Here is a 23,285-nt window from a genome sequence, read left to right as displayed (position 1 = left end):
TACGTCGTCGTTAAGCCGTCGTCGCGCCGAGCGGGCGATGCAAACGCGCGGTGCCGTCGCGCCACATCGCCTCGAGCGCCGCTTCGAGGTGACGCGCGTAGCGCGCGGCATCGCACAGCGGCGAAGCGAGCAGCGACGCGCGCAGCGTCTTACGCAGCGCAGCAAGACGCGACACATCCGCGGCGAAGGCAACCGCTTTGGCCACATATGCTTCGTTGTCCTGAGCAATCCATTCGGCCAAGCCTGCCGAATGCAGCATGCTCGTGCAGATGTTCGACAAAAAACGATCGCCGCGCCGGCAGAGCGCGGGCACCCCCATCCAAAGACCTTCCACGCTCGTCGTACCGCCCGGATACGGAAAGGGGCTCAGCGCGATATCGATGCGGTTATAGGCCGCGAAATAGTCGGCGCGCGGCGATTGCCCTTCGAGGATCAAGCGCGACGCATCGATCCCCCGCGCGGCAAAGCGCGCGAGCGTCCGGTCGCGCGTGGGCGCGTCGTCGAGTTGCCTCGCCTTGAGGAACAGACGCGAGCGCGGCACCGCGTGGAGAATGCGCGCCCAGACGTCGACGACGCCCTCGTTCATCTTCATCAAATGATTGAAGCAGCCGAACGTCACATAGCCTTGCGCGGCCTGCGGCGGCGGCCCGACGTCGATGCGCTCCGCCGGCGGCGTGAAGCATAGATAGCTGTCGGGCAAGCGCAACAATCGTTCCGTGTAGTGCTGCTGTGCCTCGGGCGGCAACACGTGAGGATCGCCGAGCAGGTAATCCATCGCGGGCAAGCCCGTGCTCGCGAAATAACCGAGCCAGCTCGCTTGCACGGGCGCCGGCCGCCAGGCGAACAACGGCAAGCGATTGAAGTTCATGTGCCCCGACAGATCGAGCAACACATCGATGCGATCGTCTCGAATGCGTGCGGCGGCTTGCTCGTCGTTCAACGAGGCGAGCGGGGTCCAAGCGGAGAAATGCGGCTTGATGCGTGCGGTCAGCGCGTCTTCGAAGCGGCGCGTCGGATACGCGACGAGTTCGATGCGGCTACGGTCGATGTGCGCGAGGAGGCTTTCGAGAAAGTGGCCCGTCGGGTGAATTTTCAGGTCGCCGGAGACTAAACCGACGCGCAGTGGCTTGCGATGATCGCCGGGCATGGGCGGGGCCAGCGACACATGCCAATCGCGCCACGGCTTGGCTTTCGCGGTGGCGACACGGCCGAACTCGATGGCTTGCGCCAAATAGTCGGCTTGGGTCAAGTCGTCGCGATAGCTGAGAATGAACAGCAAGTTGCTGCGCGGTTCGACGAAATCGGGCCTGAGCGCGATCGCATGGCGATAGGCTTCGATCGCGGCGTCGAGGTCGCCGAGATCGACGAGCGCATTGGCGAGGTTGTTGTGGGCTTCGGCGTAGTCGGGTTGGAGAGCGATGACGGTGCGAAAGCACTGCACGGCCTGTGCGAAGTCGCGTTGCTCCCGCATCAGATTGCCGAGGTTGTTGTGCGCTTGGATGTAATCGGCCTTCAGCGCAATCGCTTGCCGGAAGCATTCGATCGCGGCCGCACGCTTGCCCTGCGCCGCGAACGCATTGCCGAGATTGGCGTAGAACATCTCGCTCGTATGGTGCGTTAGCGCCGCCATGATGAGTTCGACGGCCGCGCCATAGTTGCCTTCGTAATAAGCGACGAGGCCGAGCAAGTGCAACGCATCGGGGTGGGTCGGCTGCACCGCGAGAATCTGCCGATACACCGCGGCCGCTTCGGCCAAGCGGCCTGCCTGCAACAGCGCGAGGCCGTTCTCGATCGGCGGGATGGCCGGATGCGTCATGGTCTGCATCGCCGCGTCACTCGCCGTATTTGCGCAAATAGCGTTCGTAAGCGGCGCGCCATTCCGGCTTGCCATAGGCGCCGCCGCTTTGATGCACGACGCTGATCGGCCAAGTGCCCATCGTCACGCCCTTTAGTTCGGCCTGCCGGCAAAAATCGAGATCGTAGAAATGAAAGTCGAATTGCTCATCGAAGCGCAAGCCGCTTTGCACGAGTCGGTCGCTGTCGGCGGCGAGCATGAGGCCGTCGAGCAGCTTGCAGGCCCGACCTGCAGGCCCGAAGTGCGAGACAACCTTGCAGGGAAAACCATCTCCATGGCCAACCGTTCCGCTCAAGAACTCGCGTTGATCCCACTTCAACTCGGGCGTGAACGCCCATGACGGCTGAAGCGGCATGCGGCGCGTATTGCCGGCAAGCCCGATGACATCGAAGCTTTTAAGTCCTTCATGAATGCGATCGACCCAGTGGAAATCGCAGATCGAAATATCGTCGTGGATGAACACGAGGATGGCCGGGTGCGCCTTGGCATGCTCGATCGCACGGTTGTAGATCGTCGACAGGCCGGTGCGATTGTTGTCGAACAGCAGAAGCTCTTGTTGCGGCGGATAGTCGTAAAGCTTGAGCGAGCGCCCGAGCACGGACTGCTCGACGAACTGTGCTTCGCTATACCGGGTACCGCAAACGAGTCGAATCGGCTTCATGGGATCAATACTTTCTGAGGTTCGCGTGACACTCAAGCTGCTGCGAGTGTCAGGTTTTCGCGCAGCGCCTTGGCAATGCGTTCCGGCTCATTCCAAAGCAGCACATCGAGAATCGACAGGTGCGGCTCATATCGATATGGTTTGGGCTCATAGGCAAACTCAGCGACCTCGGCAAACGACAGTTCCACGCCGATGCGTGCGAACCGTGAAGGATCGAATAGTGCCCGCCCTCCCGCCGGATTCATGTAGCTTGTGGCGCCGAGCGCCTCGCAAATGAACGGGGCCCAATCACCGGCACCCATTTGCTCGGGAAATGTCAGGTTGAGCTCCGAGCAAATCCGATAGCTAAACGGCACACCGAGGTAGTCGCATACCGTACGCAGCGTACTCACGTTCAGGGCGCAAAGCGTATCGTCCTGGCGCGTCGCGTACGCATGACGGATCAGATCGACGACACGCGCATGAAACGGCGCTTGCCGGCGAAACGCCGATAGCTTGCCGATTAGCGCAGTCTCGGCAGCGGCAGGATCAAACAGCTTCGCCTCGTGCGTGCGGATCGATATGGAACCGTTCGCCAGCGGCACGCTCACGTACTGCCACCCTTCCTTCGGGTGAAGAATCCGATTGCGGTTCATCCACGTTTTCGGCGTGTACTGCGTGACATCGAAAACAATCCACTCATCGACGGCCGCGATCAACGCAAAATGACCGAAGTAGGGAAAGAAATAAGGCTGCATAATACCGAGCCTCATGCCGCGCTCCCTGTCGAGCAACGTCGGGCCACGGCTTCACCGATAAGCGTACACACGCGCTCGACGTCGCTTACACCGACATGCGCACCGAGCGGCAAACGCAACCACGATCTTTCGATATCCGCGGCGAATCGTTCATTCGAATCAAACGCACGGACGGCGACGGCTTCGATTTGGTGTTCAGCGAGCCGTGCAATCAATCTATCGCGCGACAAGCCCGACACGTCCTCGTCGACAGCGCATACGAGCGTTTGGTGATTGGAGATGTCGACTCGTCTGGGTTCGACAACGCGAATGCCTGGGGTCGCGCTTAATCCCGAACGGTATGCCTCGAACAACGTCTGGTTGCGTTCACGGTTCGCGTCGTAGTCGTCCAAGCTCATCAGACCTAGTGCTGCCTGCGCCTCCGACATGCGTCCGTTGGACGTTTTCACAACCGCGACGGGCCGTCCGGCGCCGTAGCTGCTGCGAATATTACGCAGACGGGCGGCAAGCTCGTCATCGTCGGTCGTCACACATGCCCCCCCTCCGGCGTTGACAATATCGGCCGCGTCGAACGAAATCACTTCAGCGTCGCCGAAACCGCCGATGCGCTGCCCCGCCGTCACGCAACCGAATGCATGCGACGAGTCGAACATTATCGGTAGCTTGTGCTCTCGCGCCAACTCAACGAGTGCCGACGCATCGCAAGCATCGCCCCACAGGTTCGCACCAACGATTGCGCTCACCGGGCCCATCTTGGCGATGCTCACGGCGAGCGCATCGACGTCGAGTTGGCCGTCGACAGCATCGACATCGGCGAAGGCCGGCTCCACGCGACACCAGGACAGCGCATGCGCCAGCGTAACGTTGCGGATCGCGGGTGCGATGACGCGTCCGCTGATACACAGCGCTTCGCTCGCCATCATCAGCCCGATCGTGGTATTCGTGACGCAGATAGCGTGCTTAACGTTTAGGACTGCTTGTAAACGCTCTTCGAATGCTCGCGTGAGTGGTCCCTGATTGGTGTAGTAACGGCGCTCGAATATGCCGCGCATGATTGCTTCATAGCGATCCCGCGACGGCACATTGAGCTGCCCCACGTGCAGCATCATCGCGTCGCCTCCTGATTTGCGCGGCAAACCCCGATGGCATCAGCTTGCATGTATATGAACGCGAGCAATTCGACGACTTCATCGATATCCTCAAGCGTGACGAACTCGCCGCACGGCAGCAGCATGAATCGCTGCGCGAGCCCATCGGTCACAGGCAGCTCGGCGGGGATATGCGGATAGGCCATCGGCTTGCCATGCAACGGCGGCGCGTAATAGGCGCGCGCCAGCACGTTTTCGGCATTCAGTATCTCGAGCGTGAGCGTGCGCGTAAGCGGCCACTCGGCCGTCAGCTCGACGACGATATTTTTATAGCTCGTCGGCTGAGTTTCGTCGAACGTAAGCAAACGAACGCCCGCTACTCCGGCGAGCACCGCCCGATAGCGCTCATAGCGTGCACGATTGCGCTCGACCTGCGCATCGAGTTCGTCCAAGTTGGCGAGCGCCATGGCCGCGTGGACATCGGTCAAGCGCGCATCGATCGCACCGGGAAGCATTGTCGAACCATCTCTTAACGCGACAAGCCGACGTGCGATCTCGGAATCGTTCGTCGTCACATAGCCGCCTTCGAATCCGTTGATGAGCTTGCTCGCATGGAGCGAGAAACATTCGGCATGTCCAAACGCGCCAACCCTGCGCGGCAGGCCGCGATCGTCGGTACACCGCTCATAGACGGACTCAACGCCGTCGAACAGAATTGGCAAGCCGGCATCGTTCGACAAATCGACCAAGGCCTGGGCGTCGCAGCAATTGACGATCGGATGCACGGCAAGCAGTAGAGCGGTATCGTCGTTGATCCAAGGAGCCGCGGTCGCCGCACTGATCGCGAGCGTATCGGCATCCACCTCGCAAAAGCGCGGCAGCAAGCCGGTCCAGGCAATGACGTCCGCCATACGGCGGTAAGTCAGCGACGGAATAATCACCTCTCTCCGTCCGGCGCGCGCCAGCGCGACGATTGCAGTAGCAAGCGCCCAAAAACCGCTGCAAAACGCAATGCAATGCTCGGCCTCATGAAATACCGCAAGACGTGCCTCGAACTGAGCCGTCACCACGCCCGGCGGCTGGCCGACAGCCTCGAAGATGGGCCGCGAGTAATCGAGAAAGCGATTGAAATCCGGGCCGACGAGGTTCGATGTCGACTTCGGCACAGCGAACCATTTCGAGCCGCCGAACAGCGCAAGCTCACTGGCCGAGCGCCGATTGGCGCGCACATCCATCGTCACGCTCCTTGCACGCTACGGCGCAGGAGCACGTCATAGCGGTAATGCACGGAAAAAAATCCCCCGGGCATCGTCGAGAATTGCGCGTCCCAGCCGGCCGCAGCGGCCATCTGCGCAAACGCCTCACGCGTGCGCCAGATTCCGATTTGCGCGCGCGGATCGTCGAGTTCGCCCGATTGAGGCTCACGCGGCGCATAGAACGCTGTCGCGCGATCGCGGTCCGGCAGATTGCCGATGAAGACCGATCGCACATTGACGAAGCGCTCGCTGAGCGCGTGGAGCGTCGCACGCGCATCGTCCTCGGAAAAATACGCAAAGCTGCCGTAGCACAGCACCTTTGTGAAGCGCTGCGGATCGGCAACAGTCGCGGCGTACTGAGCGGCGCCCTGAGCCGCGAACGTCACCCGCGGGGGTTCGGCGAAATGGCGGTTGGCGACCTCGATCAGGTACTCGGAGATATCGACCCCGGCGAGGGCCGCGCAAGCATCGCTGAGGCGATGCGAAAGCGCGCCGTTGCCGCAAGCCAAATCGAGCACGACATCCTCCGGCGCGAGTGTCAATTGGCGCTTGATTTCACCGACGATCCATTCGATCTGCTCCTCCGAAACGGGCCTGCCGTGCACGGTACGTTTCACCTGCGCCCAAAATGCGTCGGGCGGGCACGTGCGCGCATGCGCGTCGTAGTCGACTGTCGGATAGCTGCGATCAGGCGAAGGGGTTGCGTTTGACATGGTAATGATCCGGTGCGGAGCGAGCGAAAAACTCACTCAATGCGCGTGTCCTTCGTCGAAGCAAGAAAGAACGACGTCGATGATCCGTTGCTGATCGTGTTCTTCGAGCGCGGGATAGATCGGCAGGCACAACACTTGTCGTGATGCTTCCGTGGCGATGGGCAAATTGCTCGGTGCCGCCGACGGCAACCCGCGATAAGTCGGAAACTCGCTGATAAGCGGGAAAAAATAGCGCCGTGCGGCGACCTGGTGCTCACGCAGCTTCTCATATAGCGCATCGCGATCGATCGGGAAATCGCAGGTTACGCGAACCGGAAAGTACGCGAAGTTGCGCGAGCAATGTGCCGCCACATCGTGCAATACGATGCCGCTCACGCCGGCGAACGCGTCGCGGTAGCGTGCATCGATCCGCGCACGCTCTGCCATGACATGCTCCATATGCTGGAGTTGAAGCAGCCCGAACGCAGCCTGCACTTCGTTCATTTTGCCGTTTATACCCGGTGCCACGACGGTGGTCTCGTCGATGAAGCCAAAATTCTTCAAGTTGTCGATCCGGCGCTTGGTCTTTGCATCGCGACAGACGATGGCGCCACCCTCGAACGTATTGAATACCTTCGTCCCGTGAAAACTGAGCACCGACATGTCACCGAATTCGAGCACCGATCGCTCTCGCACGCGCACACCGAATGCATGCGCAGCGTCATAGATGACGCGTAGGCCGTACGTGTCGGCAAGTGCGTCGATCGCGTCGACGTCGCACGGGTTCGCGTAAACGTGTACAGGCAAGATCGCCGTCGTTTGTGGCGTAATCGCCGCTTCAATCTTAGTGACGTCTAGATTCATCGATACTCGATCGATGTCGACGAAAACCGGCTTGATACCGTTCCAATGCAGCGCATGCGTCGTCGCCACGAAGCTGAACGGCGTGGTGATGACCTCCCCGGTGATCTTCAATGCCTGCAATGCCGTGATCAATGCAAGCGTACCGTTCGAGAACAGCGACAAATGTTCGACCCCGAGGTGGTCGCACAGCGCCTCTTCGAGCTGCTGATGGAACACTCCGTTGTTTGTCACCCATTTACGGCGCCAGATTTCCTCCAAGTACGGGATGAACTCGGGAAGCGGCGGCATGTGCGGCTGCGTAACGGGGATGAAACCTTGCTTCGGATCTGCCAACGCACTAACGCGCGTATTGATCGCCGGCGGCAAAGTATGCGACGCGCCGGGCACTGCGGCAGCGCGTGCTTGCAACTCGTCGCCGTCTATATCGAATCGTTGCGTTTCGGCCTGGGTCAACAAGATGTTTGTCCTCAAATCGTTCGCGCTGTCCGCATCGCGGCGGCGCCTATGAGCCTGACTCGGGGCGCCCCACTATTTCACTTCAAGCGCCGAACTGCGGCGCCTGCGCGCCCTTCGTAAAAAAGAAGAATGGCTCGCGGCCATTGCAGCCGTACGTGTCGGGATCGATTTCACCGAGCACCTTCTCATGACCGTAAAGGTCGCCGCTAAGACCAACCGATCGGAATCGATCAACGATGTCAGCGCCGAAGAGCCGAACGTGGTCGCTCTGACCGAAGTATTGCGTAGCGAAGGCTGGCGTCACGGTCTTATTCAATTCGAACGTGTTTCGAAGCAACGGCGAATACGGCGTTTGTGCAACCAGATACCCGCCAGGCGCAAGGCATCGGTTGAACTCGGCCAGCGCCGCATCGGGATTGCCAACGTGTTCGAGCACATGGTTGCAAAGGATGATGTCGAAGGAGCCGTCGGGAAAATCCAGTTGCTCGACATCTAGCCGGCGATGGTGCGGCAGCCGGGGCGACAGGTCGCCTGTGACATACGTTGCCGGCGAGAGCCTACGAATGCGCTGCTCGATACCGGCCTCGGGCGCGATATGCAGGATGCGCTTTTGGGCCGCGTCTTCGAGAATGCGCGAGAACGCGAGGTAGAGCCAAAGGTGCCGTTCGCGGTCGTTGCAGCCGCAGTTCGGGCATTGATGGAGTTCGAGCGTCGAGCCGATCGATTCGACCTGCTTCATGAAAGCTCGGTTGGCGCTTTTCGCCTCTGGATGCGGCAGCCATCGGGGTACCGGTTGTTCGCAGACGACGCAAAATTTTTGGACTGGGGGAGGCGCGGCACGCTTGCGCTGCTCGATACGCTCCGCAACGACCGAACGCGCGTGTGCGAGGTCGGCGGCGAATCGTTCCGACGCATAAAGGTGATGGGAGGGTGCAAGCGTCAATTCATCGAGATTAGCGAGTAGGCGCGCGATCTCGGGCATCGATGGGGCCCAATGCGAATAGAGTTGGCGCAATGCGCGCTCCGCGCTTTGCAGTGCCGCCCCCGAGAGATACCCTGCGGCTGCCTCGCCGCGCACCATCAGCTCCCATTCGTACAGACCGGCTGCAAAGTTCGAGCCGCGCGGAACGGACGCTTGCCCCGAGTGCTTCCGGAACGCGCTTAAATATCCGCCGACGGCGAGCAATGGCGCCTGCTCGGCGCAGTTCAAATAAAGTGCAACGTCGCCGAGGAAATCGAGCACCCATGTGCGATAGTCGAACGCGCGCGCGATATCGACGCGATCGCGTACCAGCATGACGTTGCTCGGCTCACCGACGAAGTTGTTGATACGGCCGAGCAGATTCTCAACGACCGACTGACGCGAAATTAACGCTGCCTGCCCGGGCGGCAGCAGCATTGGGGGCGTGGCGACGACCGCATCCGATTCATCGATGAAGACGCGCTCGTGGAAGGCAAGTACGACGCCAGGGTTCGCACGTAACGCGCTGACGAGCGCCTCGACCGAGGTCGGCATCAAAAGATCGTCATCGAATAGCCATTTGACGTACTGACCGCTCGACTTTTCCCATAGCGCCCGCGAGTTGCGCGTGCCCTTCTGAAAACCATGATGGAAATACCGAACGCGCGGATCGTCGAATTGTTGGACGATTTCTCGTAGTGCGCCGTCGGGGGTATCGTCCCCCACGAGGATTTCGACGTCCTCGAACGTCTGACGCTGCGCGCTGAGGATGGCGCGGCCGAGGTATTGAGCTTTATAGGCGGGAATGAGAATGCTGACAGTGGGCATTGAGGCTGTCCTTCCGGATGGGGCGGCGCCGCGCGGCCTGCTGAGCCCAGATAAGCCCGGGCGGCCGCCGCGGCCTGCGCGGTCTTTGCGATGCTGGAAGATTAGCGAGAAAGGGATCAACTCAATCGCACGAACAGACCGGGAATTGGGCCTCAATTGCGCAATTGCGGGCCGGGGCCCGCCGTCAAGCAGCGCTGCGAGCCGATCAAACCGCGGAATAGGGAGGGGCAATTCGCGTTGTTCTCGCCTTCGAACGCCGCGAGCCCAACGTAAGCTTGCGACTTAGCCTACCCGACTCGCGCCTAGCGCGACGGCAAGCCGCCACTGACCAACCCGCTTTACAGCGCCGGCCACCGCCCGCCGCGACCACCGATGCCCGACAACCCGCCGAGCCTTTCCGTCACGCCGCAAACCGTGCTCGCGCTATGCAGCGACAGCCGGTTCGCCGATGCGCTGCCACTCGCCGAACAGCTCGTTGAAGCTGCTTGCACCAGCGGCGAGGCGCCCGCACTCGCCCAGGCCCTAAACGCATCCGCCCTAGCCTCACTCGGCCTCGGCGACACACACACCGCCGAAGCCTCATGGCGCCGCGCGATCGAGGCATGCCCGGCGTTTGCCGATCCATATCGACATCTCTCTAGGTTGCAATACGACGCGGGCAGACTGCAAGACGCCGCCGCGACGTTGCTCGCGATGGTCGTGGTTCACGACACCGATGCCGAGGCGCATCTGAGCCTCGCCGTCGCGCTCCACCGCCTAGGCCGGCAGAGCGAAGCCGAACGCGCGGCGCGGCGCACGCTCGAGCTGCGGCCGAACCATGCCGATGCGCACAACGCGCTAGGCCTGCTGCTGCATGATCAAGGGCGTCTGCCCGAAGCGGAGGCGGCCTATCGTGCCTCGCTCACGCTGCGCCCCGATCACCCTGAAACCCACAAACTGCTCGGCGGCACGCTGCTGCAGCAGGAACGTTTCGCCGACGCCGAGCACGCATACAAGCAAGCGCTGACACGGAACCCGCAGGACGCCGACGCGCTCGGCAACCTCGGCCGGGCGCTCTACGGGCAGCAGCGTCTAGCTGAAGCCGCGCTCGCATCGCATCTGGCCGTCACGCTTCGGCCCGACCATGCCGACGCGCGCAATAACCTCGCGTGCGCGCTGCTCGACCTCAACCGCGTACCCGAGGCCGAGGCGGCGCTACGCGCGGCGTTGGCAGTGCAGCCGGCACACGCCGACGCACACTTCAACTTGGGCGTCGCGCTGCAACGCATGGGGCGCCGCGCCGAAGCCGAAGCGGCCTATCGGGAAGCAATAAAAATGCGCCCGGACAGGGACGCGGCCTACAACAATCTCGGCAACTTGCTACAGCAAGGGAGCCGCTTTCAGGAAGCCGCCGACGTCTATCGGCAAGCGCTTGCGCTCGATCCCACCGCTTCGCCGGCGCATTACAACTTGGCGGTCGCGCTGCGCGCGCTCGGCCGCACGCAAGAAGCCGAATCGCACTACCGCCGCGCGCTCGAGCTCAAGCCCGATTGTGTCGACACGCAATTCGGTCTCGCGATGCTCCTGTTGAGCACCGGGGCTTTCGACGAAGGGTGGCGGCTGTACGAATCGCGCTATGCCTTGCCGCAATTCGTTCACGGCAAGACGAAGGAATCGCTGCCGCTGCCGCAATGGCAAGGCGAACCGCTGCGCGGCCGCTCGCTGCTCGTATGGCAGGAGGACGGCCTAGGCGACATGATTCAGTTCGGCCGCTATCTGCCGCGCCTCAAAGCCGAGGGCGCCAAGCGCGTCGACGTGGTGTGCGAAGCGCCGCTACGCCGTCTGTTCTCGAACGTCGAGGGCATCGACGCGGTGCTGACGCACAAAGCCTGTGTCGCACAAGCGAGTAATTACGACTGTTGGACGAGCCTGTTGAGCGCACCGTTGCACCTGCGCACGACGGTCGACACGATCCCCACCGCGAAGTATCTGCAGGTCGACGCAGCGCGCGCGGCGTACTGGCGTGAGCGGCTCGCGGCCTCGTTGCCGCCGGGGCCGCGCATCGGTGTCGTCTGGAAGGGCAATCCGCGCCATCACAACGACATGCACCGTTCGCTGCCGTCGCTCGCGTTGCTGCTGCCGCTATGGAGCTTGCCGGGCGTCTCGTTCGTGAGCCTGCAGAAAGGGCGAGGCGAAGACGAGGCCTCGCAGCCGCGCTCGTATCAGCCCCTGCTTGCCCTGGGGCACGAGCTGACCGATTTCGCCGATACGGCCGCGCTGATCGAGCAACTCGATCTCGTGGTGTCGGTCGACACGTCGACAGCGCACCTCGCCGCCACGCTCGGCAAACCGTGCTGGGTCCTCGTGCCGCACCACGACCCCGACTGGCGCTGGCTCGTTGGGCGCAGCGATTCGCCGTGGTACCCGGACACGATGCGCGTATTCCGTCAACCGTGGGCAGGCAACTGGGCCGCGCCCGTGGAGGCCGTATTGCAAGCGTGCCGCGAGCACTTCAAGACGCGCTCCCCGTCGTAGCCGGCCGGCTCATCGCCACCGGTTTCACCGCGGCTTGCAGCGCCGGCACGGCAGGCTGCGCGTCGTTGATCGTCGTCGTGCGTCCACCGTCGCGGAAGAATGCCATTTCGGCCGCGTGGTTCATGATCAAAATGCTGATGCGGCGATTGGTCGGCGCATTCGGATCGTTGCCTTGCAGCGGCAGCACGTCCGCAAGGCCGCGCACTTGCAACAGCTTGTCGAGTTGCATGCCGCCGGCCACGAGCGCGCGGCGCGCGGCATTGGCCCGATCCGACGACAGCTCCCAGTTCGTATAGCCGTCTTCGCTGCCTTGATACGGCACGTCGTCGGTATGCCCCGCGATCGACATGTGATTCTCGACGCCGTTGAGCGCGGAGCCGATCTGCGTGAGGATCGTCACGGCGTAAGGCTGCATCTGCGCGCTACCGGAAGCGAACATCGGCCGCTTCTGCGTATCGACGATCTCGATGCGCAGCCCCTCGCTCGTGATCGAGATTCGGATCTGGTCCTTGTAGGCGTTGAGCGCAGGCGTGTGCGCGATCAATGCGGTGAGCTTGGCCTTCAACTGCTGCAGCCGCTGCAGCTCATCGGCGGCGAGCTTCGGCGTAACGCTCTGCGATACCGGCGGATCGGGCTGCGTCATCGAACCCACGCCGGGGCGTGTATCGGAGATGTCGTGTCCGCCGCCTTGCACGACGTTCGAGGGCGTCGCATCGCTCTGCTCCTTGCCCGAGAACAGCGCGGAGAGCGGCGTATCGAAGTACTTCTCGATCCCTGCCTTGTCGTACTTCGAGGTCGATCCGAGCAGCCACATGAGCAGGAAGAACGCCATCATCGCCGTGACGAAGTCGGCGTAAGCGATCTTCCATGCGCCGCCGTGATGGCCATCGTGATCGCCGCCGCGCTTGTTGCGCCGAACGACGATGCTCATCGGCCGCTTGTCGGCGGCATCGCGGGAAAGTCTGTCACCCATTGCTCAATCGCCCATCAGGATACGGCCGCCTTCGAGACCTTCGTCGCACGCACGGTGTCGTCGAGTTCTTTGAAGGTCGGGCGATCGGTCGTGAACAACACCTTGCGGCCGAATTCGACGGCCACGGACGGCGCATATCCGCTCAACGAAGCAAGCAGCACGGCCTTCACGCACTGAAACGGCTTCGCGGCTGCACGGCCCTTCGCATGCAGCAGCTCGGCCATGGGCCCGACGAAGCCGTACGACAGCAAGATGCCGAGAAACGTGCCGACAAGCGCGGCGGCAATCATCTTGCCGAGGATCGCGGGCGGCTCGCCGACGGAAGCCATCGTGTGCACGACGCCCATGACGGCCGCAACGATGCCGAATGCGGGCAAACCGTCGGCCATCTTCTGCAGCGCGTTGGCAACGACCGATTCTTCCGCGTGATGCGTGGTGAGCTCTTCGTCCATCAAGTCCTGCATTTCCAGTACGTTGATGTTGCCCGTCGACATCATGCGCAGATAGTCGATGATGAAGTCGAGCAGATGATGATCGCTCGAGATCGCCGGATACTTCTGGAACAACGGGCTTTGCTCCGGCGCATCGACGTCGGCTTCGAGCGCCATCATCCCTTCCTTGCGGGCCTTCTGCATGAGCTCGTAGAGCAACGCGATCAACTGCAGGTATTTCGCCTTGTCGTAGTGCGGCCCTTTGAAACACGCGGGCAAGCTCTTGATGGTTTTCTTGAGCGTGGAAATGGGATTGGCCACGACGAACGCGCCGAACGCCGCGCCGAAAATGCACACCAATTCGAATGGCTGAAGCAACGCGTATAGATGCCCGCCCTCGCCGACGAAACTTCCGACCACGGCACCGAGCACCACGAGCCAGCCGATTGCGACAAACATAAATTTCTCCACAAGCTAAGGGCCGCGCATGTGCGGACATGCTGCGCGCACGACGTCGCGACGAACGGATCGTTCGGAGTCCTATCGGTTTTTCAAGCGGAGGAACGGCTCGGGTAGAGCCTATGCTGTGCGACCGATCGCGACGAGGGGCACGATGCAGCCTCGTATTCGTTCATGCCTGGCTAACGGCCGGAAGATACGATAGCTAAAGGGCGCGCTGATGATTTAAAAACGGGGTCATGTCGAACCGTTGCGCGCGGTCAGTATTAATGACGGAGCACGCGCATTCTTTGATTTGAATCAAATGCGCGCGTCGGTATTCACGCTAGCTAACGAGCTAGTTAGTTCGCTTTCCTCGACTCAATCCGCCACGGCCCGACGCGTTGTTCCGCGTCCGCCGTTGCGCGCGATATGTTGTGAGCGAAACGCGTCTCAAACGGTCATGGCCGCCAGCACGTCGTCGGTCTTTCGCACATGGCCGAGCCGCGGGAAGATGTAGCGCACCGACGCTTCGTGTTGCTCGGTGGCGGCGCAGCTCATGGCGTCTTCGACGAGCACGAGCGAGTAGTTGCGCTCGAACGCGGCACGCGCCGTCGACTCCACGCCGATGTTCGTCGAGATGCCGGCGAGCACGATCGTCCGAATGCCGCGGCGGCGCAATTGCAGATCGAGCTCGGTGCCATAGAACGCGTTCCATTGCCGCTTCGTGATCAGAATGTCGCGTTCGCTCGCTTCGAGTTCGGCCGGGAACGTCCACCAGTTCGCGGGCAAGCCGCCCGCCGGTACGGGCGACGGCTGGTCGACGCTTTGCCGCAGTGCATCGCCGAAATCGGGACTTGGGCCAACGCGCACCAGCACGACCGGCGCTCCCGTTTCGCGAAAGCGCTTGGCGAGCCGCACGCTCGCTTCGAGCACCGCTGCGCTCGTGCGCGGCCCCTTGGCATACGGCAAGATACCTTCCTGCAAATCAATGAGGACGAGTGCGGTGGTATGTGGATCGATAGAGTCCATGATGGATGCCTTGTGTCCAGTCGAGGCGACTTTGTGATCAAGTCGAGTCGGGTTGATTGAAGTATTGATTCAAGTCGCGTCGACTTGAAGGTGCCCATAGTGGACCGGCGGTTGAGCACGGCCTGCAAAACGGTTCTAATGAGCGAATCTAATAACGAGGATACCCTCACAAAACGGAGTATATGAGGATGGCCTCACAAAATGCAAGCCGCGCGAGCGAGGACACGCAACCCGACGCGCGAGTCGACGCGAAGCGCCCGCAGCGCGAGCGCGGGCGCGCGCGCGTGGCCGCGCTGTTGGACGCGGCCGGCGTGGAATTTGCCGAGAAGGGTTTCGATGCGGCGACTATGACGGCGATCGCAGCGCGTGCGGGTGCATCGATCGGCTCGCTCTATCAATTCTTTCCGACGAAGGACGTGCTTGCCCACGCGGTACTCGAGGCGCATTTGACGGCGCTGATCGGTGACTTCGAGCGCTTGCGCGAAGCTGCCTCTACGCTCGACGCCGCCGCGCTTGCGCACCGTCTTGCGCATGCGTTGATCGCGTTTCGCGCGGCGCATCCGGCGTTCGCCCAACTCATCGAAGCGCATGGACGTTCCGTGCCGAGCTCGGCAGGCGTGCGGGAGCGTCTTCGTCGCGAGATCGCGGCCGTGCTGCGCGCGAAGGTACCGAGCATGAAAGCGGCCGAAGCACAGGTGCGCGCGGCCGTCATCCAACAACTCATGAAAGCGGCCGTGGCGATCCACGGCGAAGCATCGTTGACGCATCGCGCGGCAGCGATCGATGAGTTGGAGCGCATCGTGAAGATGTATTTGGACGAGGCGTTTGAGGCCCCGGCCGGACCGGCCGCGCGATTCAAGCGCTAGAACCCGAGTTGGGCCTCGGCGATACCAAGCGCCGATGCGATCTTCTCTCTTGACGACTTGCGTGGGCGATCGCGTTCTTCCTGTCGATTTTCCGTCCGATTTCGTGCGCTATCCGATACGAGCGAGCGCCTTTCATACATAGTGCGTCCGCCGTCGGCAGCACTACCGCCGATTTCTCCGTGATCCGCCTGCAAATGGGCAAGCAGGACAAACCCTCCTGCCGTTGCGTCCGATCGAATTTCATGCCGCAACAACAAGAAGACACGGCGGCCTGCCCACAGGTCTGTTCACGGTCCTTTTGCACTGCAATCATTTTTGTTTACAATACGGACGACCAGTGAAGCAAAGCGAATTCAAGAGATGGCTCGTTAGACAAGGAGCGACGTTTATCGAAGGCTCGAGGCATACGAAGATCTATCTAAACGGGCGCCAGTCGGTCATGCCCAGGCACGCAGGCGCCGAGCTTGGCGAAAACCTTCGGCGCCTGATCATCAAACAACTTGCAATTGAACGAACATCGTAAGCTGCATGAGCCGATGCCTTGACTGCATAGAAACGAAAGGAAACGACGATGTTTAGATACCCTGCCCGCCTAATACCCGACGGAACCGGCTTCGCCGTCAAGTTCCGCGATATTCCGGAAGCGCTGACCTGCGGTGCGACGCGCGAAGAAGCCATCGATATGGCGCGCGATGCACTCGCCACTGCGATGGATTTCTATTTTGAGGACAAGCGTGTCGTGCCTATGCCATCGCCCCCCAAGCGCGGCGACGTGGTGATCGACTTGCCCGCCAGCGTGGCCGCGAAGGTGCTGCTACTCAATGCGATGCTGGCGCAGAAGGTCAGTGCCGCGGAACTCGCAAGGCGACTGCATACGCGCCGCCAAGAAATCAATCGCGTCATCGACCTGCGTCATACCACCAAGATCGACACAATCGCAACGGCACTCTCAGCACTAGGGATGCACTTGGAACTCTCGATAACACCCGCGTAATACCTCGTCGAGCGTTCCGCGTGTACCCCCTAGCCTCCTCACCAACGCGGCACCCCCGTCAGCTCTACCCGCCCGCTCGCTCCACCACCTGACGCACGAGCGCGGGCGACACGTAATGCGGCCCGTCGAAGAGATACACGCGATACCCGCGATAGGCTTCGAGTTGCGGCGTCAGCTCCGCCGCGTCGGCCGCGCGAAAGCCCCCATTCGGCAACGCCCGAAACGCTTCGGCGATGATTCGCACGCGCGCACGGCCCAAGCGCTCGGCTAGCGCGTCGGCATACGCGCGCGCCACGGCCGGATCGCGCACGTAGCCGCCGCAGCCGTCTTGGAAGAACACGCCGACGTCGCGCGGCAGCCAGCCGTCCAGCCACGCCGCAAGCGCGGCCCCGCCGATGTTCGAATTGTCGTAGACGCTGATCCAAAGCGGCTTCGGCAACTGCTCGAGCAACGGCGCGAGCGCGCGCGCGTTCTTCCAAGTCGGATCGACCTCGACCGGAAAATACCAGCCGGCCACGTGCAATGGCCAGCGCGCCGAAGCCAGCGCGAGCGACTGCGCCGCGAGACGTGACGTATGCGCGCGCGCCTGCGATTCGTTAAAGCGTCCCGCCAAGCCGACGATCACTTCACGCGCCCACGGCTCCCTGCCGATACGCTTCCAATCGGGCAAGCGAGACGCGATCTGCAACCCCGCGACGGGCACGAGCGCTTCGTCGTCCACGGCCGTCCATTGCACGAGCAAATCGCTGACACCGAGCGCATCCCAATCGCCGCGTGGGTTCGCATGCCCCGCATCAGGCTGCCAGACGATGCCTTGCGCAAGCATCGGCTGCGCAGCTACCGGCTGCGTGAGCGCAGGCGACGCGGCGTCGACCGCTTCCGCGCCGAGTGCGACGATCGCGCACAGCGCAACGGCAGCGCCGCGCCGGCAAGCATTCGCGAATCGGCCGTTGCATGGGGCCGCCCTACCACTACGATCGCTAGCGCCCATGGCCATCCGTCACCGATTCGAACATCGCGTGACGATAGTCGTCGGCGAGACGCGCTCGGTCGATTTTCGCGTTGATCGTCAGCGGCAGCATGCGGCACGCGATCAGCTCCGAGGGAATCATGTACGGCGGCAAGCGCTCGCCGAGCCGGGCCCGCCAATCCGTGGGCAACGCGAGCCGCGCCCCCTGCGCGTCGTTGGCGCCCGTTTCGACGAATGCAACGATACGCGCCACGGACCCGTCCGGTCGCCGCAGCGGCACGGCGGCCGCGTGGGCCCCGCCCGGCATCGCGGCGAGCGCGGCGTCGATTTCCGCGAGTTCGATGCGGTAACCGTTCAGCTTCACTTGGTCGTCCATGCGGCCGTGGCAAAACAGCAGGCCGCCGGCGGCGACGTGGCCAAGATCGCCCGTGCGGAAGGCGCGCGCGCCATCGCGCGAAAACATCCGCGTCACATTGAGGTCGGCTCGGTTCAGATAGCCGCGCATCACGTAGGGCCCGGCGATGCAAAGCTCGCCCTGCTCGACGAACACGCTTCCGCCGCGCCGGGCAAATCCGATCGGCAAGCGCTCCGGATGCGCGTCGAGCACGGCATCGTCGACAACGATCCAGGTCGCCGCGACCGTCGCCTCGGTGGGGCCGTACGTGTTGATGATTCGCGCCTTGGGGAAGCGTTCGCGCAAGCGTCGCGCGAGCGAAACCGGCAGCGTCTCGCCGCAAAACAAAAATGTGTCCAGCGAGGGCAGCGCTGCCTGCGCGAAGCGCGGATCGAGCAACTGCTGTTGCGCGAACGAAGGCGTCGACACCCACGTGCTCACCCGTGCGCGCGCCAGCGCCTCGACGAAGGCCGCGCCCGGCAGACACGCCGCGCGCGACATCATCACGATCGTGCCGCCGAGCGCCAACGTACCGAATACTTCGTACATCGACAGGTCGAAGCTGAACGGGGCTTGATTGAGAAACACGGGCGCCGGGCCCAGCGCGAAGTCCTCTTCCATCCATTGCGCCAACGACGCGACGCTCTCGCGCCCGATCTGCACGCCCTTCGGATCGCCGGTCGTCCCAGACGTGAACTGCACGTACGCCACGTTCGTTTCGCGCAACGCAGGCGCACGCGTCTCGACTCGCCCTTGAATCCGCACCGCGTGTGCGACACCGTTCAATCGCTCGAAGCGCCCTCGGCGCGCATCGAAGTAGACCGATGCATCCAGCGTGCGCGCAATGCGGCGCATGCGTTCGTCGGGATAGACGGAATCGACGGGCACGAACGGCGCGCCCAGCAACAGCGCACCGGCCATCGCCACGAAGAAGGCGGCTTCCTTGTGTCCGCGCACGATCACGGGCACATCGCGCCCGAAGCCCTCGGCCAGCGCCGCGTCACGCCAGACGGTTGCGGCGGCGGCCAGTTCACGCCAACTCAGCGTGGCGTCGGCCGCGATGACGGCCGGCGCATCGGCGCGCAAATCGGTTTCGACAAAACGGCTTTCGGCTAGATCGAAGCGCATCGCGGCCACCTATCGACTTGAGGGATTCGGCGCGTTGTCGGCGATGAAGCCGGCCAGCGTCGCCACGCTGGCCAGATGCTCGGCGATCTCCGTGGGCGGAAGCCGCGCGCCGAACACCACCTCGACGCGCAACGCGATCTCCACGGCGAGGACTGAATCGACGAGGCCCGACTCGATCAGCGCGGTATCGGCGTCGATGCGCCGCATCACGACCGATTCCACGAGCACCCGGGTTTGTTCGAGCAGCTCGGCTTGGGTTGACTTGTCTTGGGCTGACGTCATCGAGATCTCCTTGGACAGAACGATCAAAACTGGAAATAGAGGAAGCGCACTTCGCCGTGCAACTGCGCGGCGCAGACGAGCAGCACGAGCACCACCGCGACAGTCCAACGCCAAGACGGCGACCAGGCGAGCCGTGCCGGCACGACGCTCGATGCACGCTCGAGCGCGGGCGAAAACCGGCCCATCCATTCGTGCGAATTCGGTGTGAACCATGCAATCGCGAGCAGCAGCGCCAATTGCGGCGCCGGCATGGAGCGGCCCAACGCGAGCCGCAACCAAGCGAGCGCGTCCGTGCCCGCGTCGAGCGGCGGCCAGGCGCTCGCGCCGAAGCCGCGCGCGCCGGCCATCCCTTCGAGCATGGCGAGAGCGTCGCCGATGCCGTGCGCGCGGAAGAACACGAAGGCCACGAGCGCCGCGGCGAACGTCATCAGCACGCTCGCGACGTGCCACAGCTTCGTCGACAAAGCGCCCGGGTGCGCGACGGCCCCTCGCGCGGATGCGCGCCAATTGCGCCAAGCGTGATTGACGGTCAGATAGGCTGCGTGCAGCAGGCCGTAGATCAGGTACTGCAAGCCCGCGCCATGCCAGATTCCGGCCAATCCCATCGTGTAGAACGTCGGCACGGCGACGGTCGCGGCGAAACCCGACGCCGAGCGTTGCGCGGCGCGCCCGATCGGCAAGCCGCGTGTGGCACGCCGTCGGTTGATCCGCATCGACAGCGGGTAGTAGAGATAGGCGGTCAGGTAGCGCGTGAGCGTGATGTGCCAGCGCTGCCAGAAGTCGATGATGCTCGTGGCCTTGAACGGCGAGTCGAAGTTCAACGGGAAACGCACGCCGAACATTTTGGCTAGGCCGACGGCCATGTCTGAATACCCGGAAAAATCGAAGTAGAGCTGCAGCGCGTACGCGAGCGCCGCGGCCCAAGACGCCCACGCACCCAAGGCGGCAGGCGCGGCGAAGCCGGCGTCGGCAAAGCGGGCGATCGGATCGGCCAGCAGCAGCTTCTTGGCCAGGCCGATCGCAAAAACGCTGGCCCCGATCGAGATGTTCTGCGCGCGCAGCCGGTAGGTCTCGGGCTGCGCGAACTGCGTCATCATCTCCTTGTGATGAAGGATCGGTCCCGCAATCAGGTGCGGAAAGAAGGTCACGAATTGCACGAAGCCGAGCGCGTCCGAACGTTTGACGATCCTCGCATGGCAATCGAGCAAGTAGCCGATCTGCGTGAACGTGAAAAAAGACACGCCGAGCGGCAATACGACACTCGACGATGTTTGCGCGAGCCAGCCGTGCAAGGGCAAGCCGAGCCAGGCCACGAGTGCGCAAGCCATCGTCGACCAATACTTGTAGCGCACGAGCACGCCGACATCGACGCAGATCGCGGCCGCCAGCCAAACGCGCCGGCCACGCGAGCCGGGCGCGCCGGCGAGGATCGCGCGGCTCATGCCGTAGTTGAAGCCGATCGAGGCGACGAGCAGAGCGACGAACGCGGGCGCCCACGCACCGTAGAACACGAGCGAGGCGATGCAAAGCCATAACGCGGCGAAGCGCGGCGAGCGTGCACCGGCCACGTAGTAGACAGCCAGCGCGATCGGCAGAAACAGCGTCAAAAAGACGAACGAGTTGAACAGCATCGGAATCCCTTTCAGTGTCGCCGGCTTGCGTCCGTGCCGACGACGGTCAGCGGCGATGCGCTCGCCGGCGGCTCCGATGACGCATCCTCCGACAACGCGTCCTCCGACATCTCCCAGATCACGACGCGCAGCGTGCTCGGCCACGTCGCGCGCTTGGCCCAGATCGCGGCGAGCGCTCGATCGAAGCGGCCGTCGTCGACGCTCACGTTCCACACCTCGCGGCCCAATGCGCGGCCCAAGCGATCGGCGAAGCCGCTGCGCCGGGAGAACGAGCTGCCCGCGAGCAGCACCTGTGCAGGCGGCGCGGCGTCGAGCAGGCCCCCGGACGGCTCGGCGCGAATCGTCTCGGGCATCTCGACGTCAACGGGCGGGCGCCAGCCATCGGGCACGTTCGCGAGCCCGGCAAGCCGCACCAGGTCGCCCACGCGCGGATGCACGCCGGCGTCGTGCTCCACCGTGAAACGCACGTCGCCGCGCCCGCCGACGAGCGGCAGCACGGCGGCGGCAACCGCATCGGCCGCGGCTTGCGCGCCTCGCGCATTCCAATGCACGTCGGTGCGATAGAAAGACGGGCGCGCGGCGGTCAACGCTCTCAGCAAATCGACCTGCGCAACGCGATCGTTCGCCAGCGCACCCCGCCACGTGTCCCAGGCCGCCGTCATCCGCGGGTCTTGACGCAGACCGCACAGCGCTTCGGTTTCGACGCGCGCCTTGTCGGGCACGGTCACGACGACTAGCGCAATGCCCTCGCGCCGCAATGCATCGGCATAGCGCCGCATCGTGGCGATCCGCTCATCCATCGCCTGGGCCGGTGCGAGCGCCGCCTGCGACGGTGGCGCTCGCAAGCCGTCCGCGTAGAACAGCCAACCCGGGCAGCCTTCGCGAACCTGCGAACCCAAATCGCCCAGCAAGCGGTAGCGGACGGCCGCGCTCGCGCGGTGAACCGCGTCGGCATACGGCACGTCGATCGCGCGATCGATCGCATGCATCGCCGCGCCGCCGCGCCATGCGTCGATGTCCTCGAGCGGAAACGTCGCATCGGTCGTCGCACGCACGACGATCGAGGTCACGCCGAGCGCGAACGCGACGGCCAGCAGCACGAGCAGACACGCCGCCATCGGACCGTGCCCGCGTTCGGCCGATCCGGACGCCCGCGGCGAGCGTGCCGCACGGCGGCCCTCGGTGCCTCTCTCTTGTCGAACGGCCGTTTCCGTCATTGCGCGAGCGCCTTCTCGAGCCGATCGAGCCACGGGGCCTCGGCGATGATCGACGCGGCGTCCCACTGCCCCGATGCATCGGGGCCATACGCCATTTGCCCTTCGTTGAACTGCCACACGAGGGCCTGCGGCTTTTGCTTGGCGAATGCCGGCGACTCGAGGTAATCGAGCAACGTCTTCCACGGTCCCGTATCGCCGAACGTCCACTTCAATCCGACCGGACGCGCGAGCGTATGCGCGAGCCGCTGCGGGAAGCCGAGGTAAGGCTGGACCATGCTGTTGCCGACCACCTGCACGACAGGCGCCGCATCGGCCAGCAAACCGCCGTCGCCCGGCGCTTCGCGCACGATGAAACGGTCCTTGCCGATCTCGCGCTTGCGCGCGGGCGGCAGCAAGGTGGCCAGATCGCCGTAGTCCATCGACTCGGTCCAATCGCCGAGCGCCGGCGGCTCGGTCGTTTCGCCGCGCAACGCGCCGGTGGCCGAAAGATGCTCGGCCGTCGCGTCGGCGACCGCCTCGGCCGTATGGGCCGACCAGTGGTAGTCGGCGCGAATGTAGGTGCTGTCTTGGCTCGTGTCGACGTTCGCGAGCGCCGCGGCGGCATCGACGAAATCGAGCCCGGCTTGCTTGCCGTGCGCGAGCATCGCCGCGTAGCGCTGCGCGACCGCCGGCGAAAGCGAGGCGCCGTCGGGTAGCTCGCCGGCGGCGGCACGCGCCTTCAACGGCGCGACGACGATCGTGCAGCGAATGCCGTGCGCCGCCAGCTTGCCGGCCGCGACGCCGATCAGATCCACTACCTTCAAGCACGCGGACGTATCGTCGTCGACGTAGCTTTCCCAGGCCGGAAACAGCCACCGGTCGCGGCCCTCGATCACGGCTTGCTGCGCCGCTCGGGCCGCGCAAGGCAAGAAGGACAAGGCGCCTGCGAAGGGTGCGGCCGCCAACGCGAGCAGCAAGCGGCGGCGGCGCGGAGCGGCGACGGTGCCTGCATCGGGAGAAGAAAGAATCGGTTGCATC

Annotated in this window: 20 protein-coding genes; 3 read left to right on the top strand and 17 right to left on the bottom strand. The window is 63.5% G+C overall.

Translation table 11 applies throughout. The annotated features are described in order from the left end of the window. Positions 1-10: 10 nt before the first annotated feature. From J3485_RS00545 to J3485_RS00510, 8 genes are all read right to left on the bottom strand, one after another. Positions 11-1,825, bottom strand: coding sequence for an O-linked N-acetylglucosamine transferase, SPINDLY family protein (locus J3485_RS00545; protein WP_242538434.1), 1,815 nt, complete (start codon positions 1,823-1,825; stop codon positions 11-13). A gap of 7 nt (positions 1,826-1,832) precedes the next feature. Next, the gene (locus J3485_RS00540) at positions 1,833-2,516 is read right to left on the bottom strand and encodes a glycosyltransferase (protein ID WP_206950687.1); all 684 of its coding nucleotides are present in this window, start codon (positions 2,514-2,516) and stop codon (positions 1,833-1,835) included. A gap of 32 nt (positions 2,517-2,548) precedes the next feature. Then, positions 2,549-3,268, bottom strand: coding sequence for a WbqC family protein (locus J3485_RS00535; RefSeq protein ID WP_206950686.1), 720 nt, complete (start codon positions 3,266-3,268; stop codon positions 2,549-2,551). After that, the gene (locus J3485_RS00530; RefSeq protein WP_206950685.1) at positions 3,265-4,362 is read right to left on the bottom strand and encodes a DegT/DnrJ/EryC1/StrS family aminotransferase; all 1,098 of its coding nucleotides are present in this window, start codon (positions 4,360-4,362) and stop codon (positions 3,265-3,267) included. The genes J3485_RS00535 and J3485_RS00530 overlap by 4 nt, the downstream gene beginning before the upstream one ends. Further along, positions 4,359-5,576 (bottom strand): aminotransferase class I/II-fold pyridoxal phosphate-dependent enzyme, encoded by a 1,218-nt coding sequence (locus J3485_RS00525; RefSeq protein ID WP_206950684.1) that lies wholly within the window; start codon positions 5,574-5,576, stop codon positions 4,359-4,361. The genes J3485_RS00530 and J3485_RS00525 overlap by 4 nt, the downstream gene beginning before the upstream one ends. A gap of 2 nt (positions 5,577-5,578) precedes the next feature. Then, positions 5,579-6,310, bottom strand: coding sequence for a class I SAM-dependent methyltransferase (locus tag J3485_RS00520; protein ID WP_206950683.1), 732 nt, complete (start codon positions 6,308-6,310; stop codon positions 5,579-5,581). 36 nt (positions 6,311-6,346) lie between these two features. Next, a complete protein-coding gene (locus J3485_RS00515; RefSeq protein ID WP_206955575.1) occupies positions 6,347-7,441 on the bottom strand; it encodes a DegT/DnrJ/EryC1/StrS family aminotransferase in 1,095 nt (364 codons plus the stop codon). A gap of 250 nt (positions 7,442-7,691) precedes the next feature. After that, positions 7,692-9,398 carry a glycosyltransferase gene (locus J3485_RS00510; protein WP_206950682.1) on the bottom strand — a complete coding sequence of 569 codons (1,707 nt, stop codon included), beginning with the start codon at positions 9,396-9,398 and terminating at the stop codon, positions 7,692-7,694. Between the two features lie 372 nt (positions 9,399-9,770). Between J3485_RS00510 and J3485_RS00505 the strand changes: the two genes are divergently transcribed. Continuing rightward, positions 9,771-11,912 (top strand): tetratricopeptide repeat protein, encoded by a 2,142-nt coding sequence (locus J3485_RS00505; RefSeq protein ID WP_206950681.1) that lies wholly within the window; start codon positions 9,771-9,773, stop codon positions 11,910-11,912. Here J3485_RS00505 and motB read toward each other — a convergent pair. The 3 genes from motB to J3485_RS00490 form a co-directional block, all read right to left on the bottom strand. Then, positions 11,890-12,885 (bottom strand): flagellar motor protein MotB, encoded by a 996-nt coding sequence (motB, locus tag J3485_RS00500; RefSeq protein WP_206950680.1) that lies wholly within the window; start codon positions 12,883-12,885, stop codon positions 11,890-11,892. The genes J3485_RS00505 and motB overlap by 23 nt on opposite strands. 14 nt (positions 12,886-12,899) lie before the next feature. Continuing rightward, positions 12,900-13,775: a flagellar motor stator protein MotA gene (motA, locus tag J3485_RS00495; RefSeq protein ID WP_206950679.1), complete on the bottom strand. Its 876-nt coding sequence runs from the start codon at positions 13,773-13,775 to the stop codon at positions 12,900-12,902. Between the two features lie 432 nt (positions 13,776-14,207). Further along, a complete protein-coding gene (locus J3485_RS00490) occupies positions 14,208-14,786 on the bottom strand; it encodes a hydrolase (protein WP_206950678.1) in 579 nt (192 codons plus the stop codon). A 188-nt stretch (positions 14,787-14,974) separates the two neighbouring features. Between J3485_RS00490 and J3485_RS00485 the strand changes: the two genes are divergently transcribed. Together J3485_RS00485 and J3485_RS00480 are read left to right on the top strand one after the other, a co-directional pair. Then, positions 14,975-15,652, top strand: coding sequence for a TetR/AcrR family transcriptional regulator (locus J3485_RS00485; RefSeq protein WP_206950677.1), 678 nt, complete (start codon positions 14,975-14,977; stop codon positions 15,650-15,652). A 571-nt stretch (positions 15,653-16,223) separates the two neighbouring features. After that, on the top strand, positions 16,224-16,646 hold the full coding sequence (locus J3485_RS00480; RefSeq protein ID WP_206950676.1) for a type II toxin-antitoxin system HicB family antitoxin: 423 nt from the start codon (positions 16,224-16,226) through the stop codon (positions 16,644-16,646). Between the two features lie 64 nt (positions 16,647-16,710). Here the strand turns inward: J3485_RS00480 and J3485_RS00475 are convergent, their stop codons facing one another. The 6 genes from J3485_RS00475 to J3485_RS00450 are packed head-to-tail and all read right to left on the bottom strand — an operon-like array spanning position 16,711 to position 23,284. Next, a complete protein-coding gene (locus J3485_RS00475) occupies positions 16,711-17,637 on the bottom strand; it encodes an alpha-amylase family protein (RefSeq protein ID WP_206950675.1) in 927 nt (308 codons plus the stop codon). Next, positions 17,627-19,138, bottom strand: coding sequence for an AMP-binding protein (locus J3485_RS00470; protein WP_206950674.1), 1,512 nt, complete (start codon positions 19,136-19,138; stop codon positions 17,627-17,629). Before J3485_RS00470 ends, J3485_RS00475 begins: the two co-directional genes overlap by 11 nt. 9 nt (positions 19,139-19,147) lie before the next feature. Beyond that, positions 19,148-19,420 (bottom strand): acyl carrier protein, encoded by a 273-nt coding sequence (locus J3485_RS00465; RefSeq protein WP_206950673.1) that lies wholly within the window; start codon positions 19,418-19,420, stop codon positions 19,148-19,150. Positions 19,421-19,443: 23 nt separating this feature from the next. Further along, the gene (locus tag J3485_RS00460) at positions 19,444-21,051 is read right to left on the bottom strand and encodes an MBOAT family O-acyltransferase (RefSeq protein ID WP_206950672.1); all 1,608 of its coding nucleotides are present in this window, start codon (positions 21,049-21,051) and stop codon (positions 19,444-19,446) included. An 11-nt stretch (positions 21,052-21,062) separates the two neighbouring features. After that, positions 21,063-22,268 carry an alginate O-acetyltransferase AlgX-related protein gene (locus J3485_RS00455; protein ID WP_206950671.1) on the bottom strand — a complete coding sequence of 402 codons (1,206 nt, stop codon included), beginning with the start codon at positions 22,266-22,268 and terminating at the stop codon, positions 21,063-21,065. After that, positions 22,265-23,284, bottom strand: coding sequence for an alginate O-acetyltransferase AlgX-related protein (locus tag J3485_RS00450; RefSeq protein WP_206950670.1), 1,020 nt, complete (start codon positions 23,282-23,284; stop codon positions 22,265-22,267). Before J3485_RS00450 ends, J3485_RS00455 begins: the two co-directional genes overlap by 4 nt. Between the last annotated feature and the right edge of the window lies 1 nt (position 23,285).

It is taken from the genome of Trinickia acidisoli (assembly GCF_017315725.1).
GTDB lineage: Bacteria > Pseudomonadota > Gammaproteobacteria > Burkholderiales > Burkholderiaceae > Trinickia > Trinickia acidisoli.
The sequence above is the reverse complement of the archived record's forward strand: the minus strand, read 5'-3'. Positions and strand labels throughout refer to the sequence as shown.